This is a genomic window from Streptococcus oralis subsp. dentisani, from assembly GCF_002096685.1.
In the GTDB taxonomy this organism is placed as follows: domain Bacteria; phylum Bacillota; class Bacilli; order Lactobacillales; family Streptococcaceae; genus Streptococcus; species Streptococcus oralis_AD.
The window spans coordinates 1-5,249 of the sequence record NZ_NCVA01000032.1 but is presented as its reverse complement, the minus strand read 5'-3'; the positions used below and the strand labels follow the sequence as shown (position 1 = coordinate 5,249).

The window sequence follows — 5,249 nt, the reverse complement described above, 5'->3', positions numbered from 1 at the left end:
GCTAAGCGACTTCCATATCTCACAGGGGGCAACCCCCAACTACTTCCGGCGTTCTAGGGCTTAACTGCTGTGTTCGGCATGGGTACAGGTGTATCTCCTAGGCTATCGTCACTTAACTCTGAGTAATACCTACTCAAAATTGAATACCTATCAAATAATTAGAAAAACCATACGCTAAGTTTTCTCAGTTACTTTGGATAAGTCCTCGAGCTATTAGTATTAGTCCGCTACATGTGTCACCACACTTCCACTTCTAACCTATCTACCTGATCATCTCTCAGGGCTCTTACTGATATAAAATCATGGGAAATCTCATCTTGAGGTGGGTTTCACACTTAGATGCTTTCAGCGTTTATCCCTTCCCTACATAGCTACCCAGCGATGCCTTTGGCAAGACAACTGGTACACCAGCGGTAAGTCCACTCTGGTCCTCTCGTACTAGGAGCAGATCCTCTCAAATTTCCTACGCCCGCGACGGATAGGGACCGAACTGTCTCACGACGTTCTGAACCCAGCTCGCGTGCCGCTTTAATGGGCGAACAGCCCAACCCTTGGGACCGACTACAGCCCCAGGATGCGACGAGCCGACATCGAGGTGCCAAACCTCCCCGTCGATGTGAACTCTTGGGGGAGATAAGCCTGTTATCCCCAGGGTAGCTTTTATCCGTTGAGCGATGGCCCTTCCATGCGGAACCACCGGATCACTAAGCCCGACTTTCGTCCCTGCTCGAGTTGTAGCTCTCGCAGTCAAGCTCCCTTATACCTTTACACTCTGCGAATGATTTCCAACCATTCTGAGGGAACCTTTGGGCGCCTCCGTTACCTTTTAGGAGGCGACCGCCCCAGTCAAACTGCCCGTCAGACACTGTCTCCGATAGGGATAACCTATCCGGGTTAGAGTGGCCATAACACAAGGGTAGTATCCCAACAACGTCTCCTTCGAAACTGGCGTCCCGATCTCATAGACTCCTACCTATCCTGTACATGTGGTACAGACACTCAATATCAAACTGCAGTAAAGCTCCATGGGGTCTTTCCGTCCTGTCGCGGGTAACCTGCATCTTCACAGGTACTAAAATTTCACCGAGTCTCTCGTTGAGACAGTGCCCAAATCATTACGCCTTTCGTGCGGGTCGGAACTTACCCGACAAGGAATTTCGCTACCTTAGGACCGTTATAGTTACGGCCGCCGTTTACTGGGGCTTCAATTCATACCTTCGAGTTACCTCTAAGCACTCCTCTTAACCTTCCAGCACCGGGCAGGCGTCACCCCCTATACATCATCTTACGATTTAGCAGAGAGCTGTGTTTTTGATAAACAGTTGCTTGGGCCTATTCACTGCGGCTGACTTAAAGTCAGCACCCCTTCTCCCGAAGTTACGGGGTCATTTTGCCGAGTTCCTTAACGAGAGTTCTCTCGCTCACCTGAGGCTACTCGCCTCGACTACCTGTGTCGGTTTGCGGTACGGGTAGAGTATGTTTAACGCTAGAAGCTTTTCTTGGCAGTGTGACGTCACTAACTTCGCTACTAAACTTCGCTCCCCATCACAGCTCAATGTTATAGATATAAGCATTTGACTCATATCACACCTCACTGCTTAGACAGACACTTCCATTCGTCTGCTTTAGTTAGCCTACTGCGTCCCTCCATCACTACATACTCTAGTACAGGAATATCAACCTGTTGTCCATCGGATACACCTTTCGGTCTCTCCTTAGGTCCCGACTAACCCAGGGCGGACGAGCCTTCCCCTGGAAACCTTAGTCTTACGGTGGACAGGATTCTCACCTGTCTTTCGCTACTCATACCGGCATTCTCACTTCTATGCGTTCCAGCACTCCTCACGGTATACCTTCTTCACACATAGAACGCTCTCCTACCATACCTATAAAGGTATCCACAGCTTCGGTAAATTGTTTTAGCCCCGGTACATTTTCGGCGCAGGGTCACTCGACTAGTGAGCTATTACGCACTCTTTGAATGAATAGCTGCTTCTAAGCTAACATCCTAGTTGTCTGTGCAACCCCACATCCTTTTCCACTTAACAATTATTTTGGGACCTTAGCTGGTGGTCTGGGCTGTTTCCCTTTCGACTACGGATCTTAGCACTCGCAGTCTGACTGCCGACCATAATTCATTGGCATTCGGAGTTTATCTGAGATTGGTAATCCGGGATGGACCCCTCACCCAAACAGTGCTCTACCTCCAAGAATCTTTATGTCGACGCTAGCCCTAAAGCTATTTCGGAGAGAACCAGCTATCTCCAAGTTCGTTTGGAATTTCTCCGCTACCCACAAGTCATCCAAGCACTTTTCAACGTGCCCTGGTTCGGTCCTCCAGTGCGTCTTACCGCACCTTCAACCTGCTCATGGGTAGGTCACATGGTTTCGGGTCTACGACATGATACTAAAGCGCCCTATTCAGACTCGGTTTCCCTACGGCTCCGTCTCTTCAACTTAACCTCGCATCATATCGTAACTCGCCGGTTCATTCTACAAAAGGCACGCTCTCACCCATTAACGGGCTCGAACTTGTTGTAGGCACACGGTTTCAGGTTCTATTTCACTCCCCTCCCGGGGTGCTTTTCACCTTTCCCTCACGGTACTGGTTCACTATCGGTCACTAGGGAGTATTTAGGGTTGGGAGATGGTCCTCCCAGATTCCGACGGGATTTCTCGTGTCCCGCCGTACTCAGGATACTGCTAGGTACAAAGACTATTTTAAATACGAGGCTTTTACTCTCTTTGGCTGATCTTCCCAAATCATTCTTCTATAATCTTTGAGTCCACATTGCAGTCCTACAACCCCGAAGAGTAAACTCTTCGGTTTGCCCTCCTGCCGTTTCGCTCGCCGCTACTAAGGCAATCGCTTTTGCTTTCTCTTCCTGCAGCTACTTAGATGTTTCAGTTCACTGCGTCTTCCTCCTCATATCCTTAACAGATATGGGTAACAGGTAGTACCTGTTGGGTTCCCCCATTCGGAAATCCCTGGATCATCGCTTACTTACAGCTACCCAAGGCATATCGTCGTTTGTCACGTCCTTCTTCGGCTCCTAGTGCCAAGGCATCCACCGTGCGCCCTTATTAACTTAACCTTATTTTCTGACCTTTCAGTCAGTAACTCTTTTAATACTACAGCGTTTCGGTTTATTTTCTTGTTACTATTTGATATAGATATTCAATTTTCAATGTGCATTACTTGGTGATCTCTCACCAATGGAGCCTAGCGGGATCGAACCGCTGACCTCCTGCGTGCAAAGCAGGCGCTCTCCCAGCTGAGCTAAGGCCCCACAAGACCTCTCAAGACTAAACAAGACCAATGCGCAGTTCCTTATCCTTAGAAAGGAGGTGATCCAGCCGCACCTTCCGATACGGCTACCTTGTTACGACTTCACCCCAATCATCTATCCCACCTTAGGCGGCTGGCTCCAAATGGTTACCTCACCGACTTCGGGTGTTACAAACTCTCGTGGTGTGACGGGCGGTGTGTACAAGGCCCGGGAACGTATTCACCGCGGCGTGCTGATCCGCGATTACTAGCGATTCCGACTTCATGTAGGCGAGTTGCAGCCTACAATCCGAACTGAGACTGGCTTTAAGAGATTAGCTTGCCGTCACCGGCTTGCGACTCGTTGTACCAGCCATTGTAGCACGTGTGTAGCCCAGGTCATAAGGGGCATGATGATTTGACGTCATCCCCACCTTCCTCCGGTTTATTACCGGCAGTCTCGCTAGAGTGCCCAACTGAATGATGGCAACTAACAATAGGGGTTGCGCTCGTTGCGGGACTTAACCCAACATCTCACGACACGAGCTGACGACAACCATGCACCACCTGTCACCTCTGTCCCGAAGGAAAGCTCTATCTCTAGAGCGGTCAGAGGGATGTCAAGACCTGGTAAGGTTCTTCGCGTTGCTTCGAATTAAACCACATGCTCCACCGCTTGTGCGGGCCCCCGTCAATTCCTTTGAGTTTCAACCTTGCGGTCGTACTCCCCAGGCGGAGTGCTTAATGCGTTAGCTGCGGCACTAAACCCCGGAAAGGGTCTAACACCTAGCACTCATCGTTTACGGCGTGGACTACCAGGGTATCTAATCCTGTTTGCTCCCCACGCTTTCGAGCCTCAGCGTCAGTTACAAGCCAGAGAGCCGCTTTCGCCACCGGTGTTCCTCCATATATCTACGCATTTCACCGCTACACATGGAATTCCACTCTCCCCTCTTGCACTCAAGTTAAACAGTTTCCAAAGCGTACTATGGTTAAGCCACAGCCTTTAACTTCAGACTTATCTAACCGCCTGCGCTCGCTTTACGCCCAATAAATCCGGACAACGCTCGGGACCTACGTATTACCGCGGCTGCTGGCACGTAGTTAGCCGTCCCTTTCTGGTAAGATACCGTCACAGTGTGAACTTTCCACTCTCACACTCGTTCTTCTCTTACAACAGAGCTTTACGATCCGAAAACCTTCTTCACTCACGCGGCGTTGCTCGGTCAGACTTCCGTCCATTGCCGAAGATTCCCTACTGCTGCCTCCCGTAGGAGTCTGGGCCGTGTCTCAGTCCCAGTGTGGCCGATCACCCTCTCAGGTCGGCTATGTATCGTCGCCTTGGTGAGCCGTTACCCCACCAACTAGCTAATACAACGCAGGTCCATCTGGTAGTGGTGCAATTGCACCTTTCAAACAGTTATCATGCAACAACTGCTATTATGCGGTATTAGCTATCGTTTCCAATAGTTATCCCCCGCTACCAGGCAGGTTACCTACGCGTTACTCACCCGTTCGCAACTCATCCAGAGAAGCAAGCTCCTCCTTCAGCGTTCTACTTGCATGTATTAGGCACGCCGCCAGCGTTCGTCCTGAGCCAGGATCAAACTCTCATTAAAAGTTTGAGTTCTCACTCATTTCTGTCACTGACAGATTTATTGTTTTTTTCATTGTTCAGTACTATAACCTTAGTTATAGTGCCCTGCACATTGGTTCGTCTTGTTCAGTTTTCAAAGGTCTTTGTCACTCAATCTCTCAAGCGACAACTATATTAGTATATCACAGCTGCTAACCTATGTCAACACTTTTTTGAAACTTTTTTTACTTTTTTCGTCCCTGCGATACACACATAGTCCGTACGGGATTCGAACCCGTGTTACCGCCGTGAAAAGGCGGTGTCTTAACCCCTTGACCAACGGACCTTGAGCTTTTCAACTCTTTCTATTATACCTACTTTTCCTACTTTGTCAAGATCTTTTTT

2 tRNA genes and 3 rRNA genes are annotated in these 5,249 nt (G+C 49.4%); all 5 read right to left on the bottom strand.

Going from position 1 to position 5,249, the window contains the following annotated elements:
• A 5S ribosomal RNA gene (gene rrf / locus B7705_RS00395) occupies positions 1-116 on the bottom strand.
• Positions 117-193: 77 nt separating this feature from the next.
• Positions 194-3,095: ribosomal RNA gene (locus tag B7705_RS00390) — 23S ribosomal RNA — on the bottom strand.
• 122 nt (positions 3,096-3,217) lie between these two features.
• Positions 3,218-3,290: transfer RNA gene (locus B7705_RS00385), tRNA-Ala, on the bottom strand.
• Positions 3,291-3,341: 51 nt separating this feature from the next.
• Positions 3,342-4,887, bottom strand: a 16S ribosomal RNA gene (locus B7705_RS00380).
• The 16S, 23S and 5S rRNA genes sit together here with 2 tRNA genes alongside, the layout of an rRNA operon.
• Positions 4,888-5,118: 231 nt before the next feature.
• A tRNA-Glu gene (locus B7705_RS00375) sits at positions 5,119-5,190 on the bottom strand.
• Between the last annotated feature and the right edge of the window lie 59 nt (positions 5,191-5,249).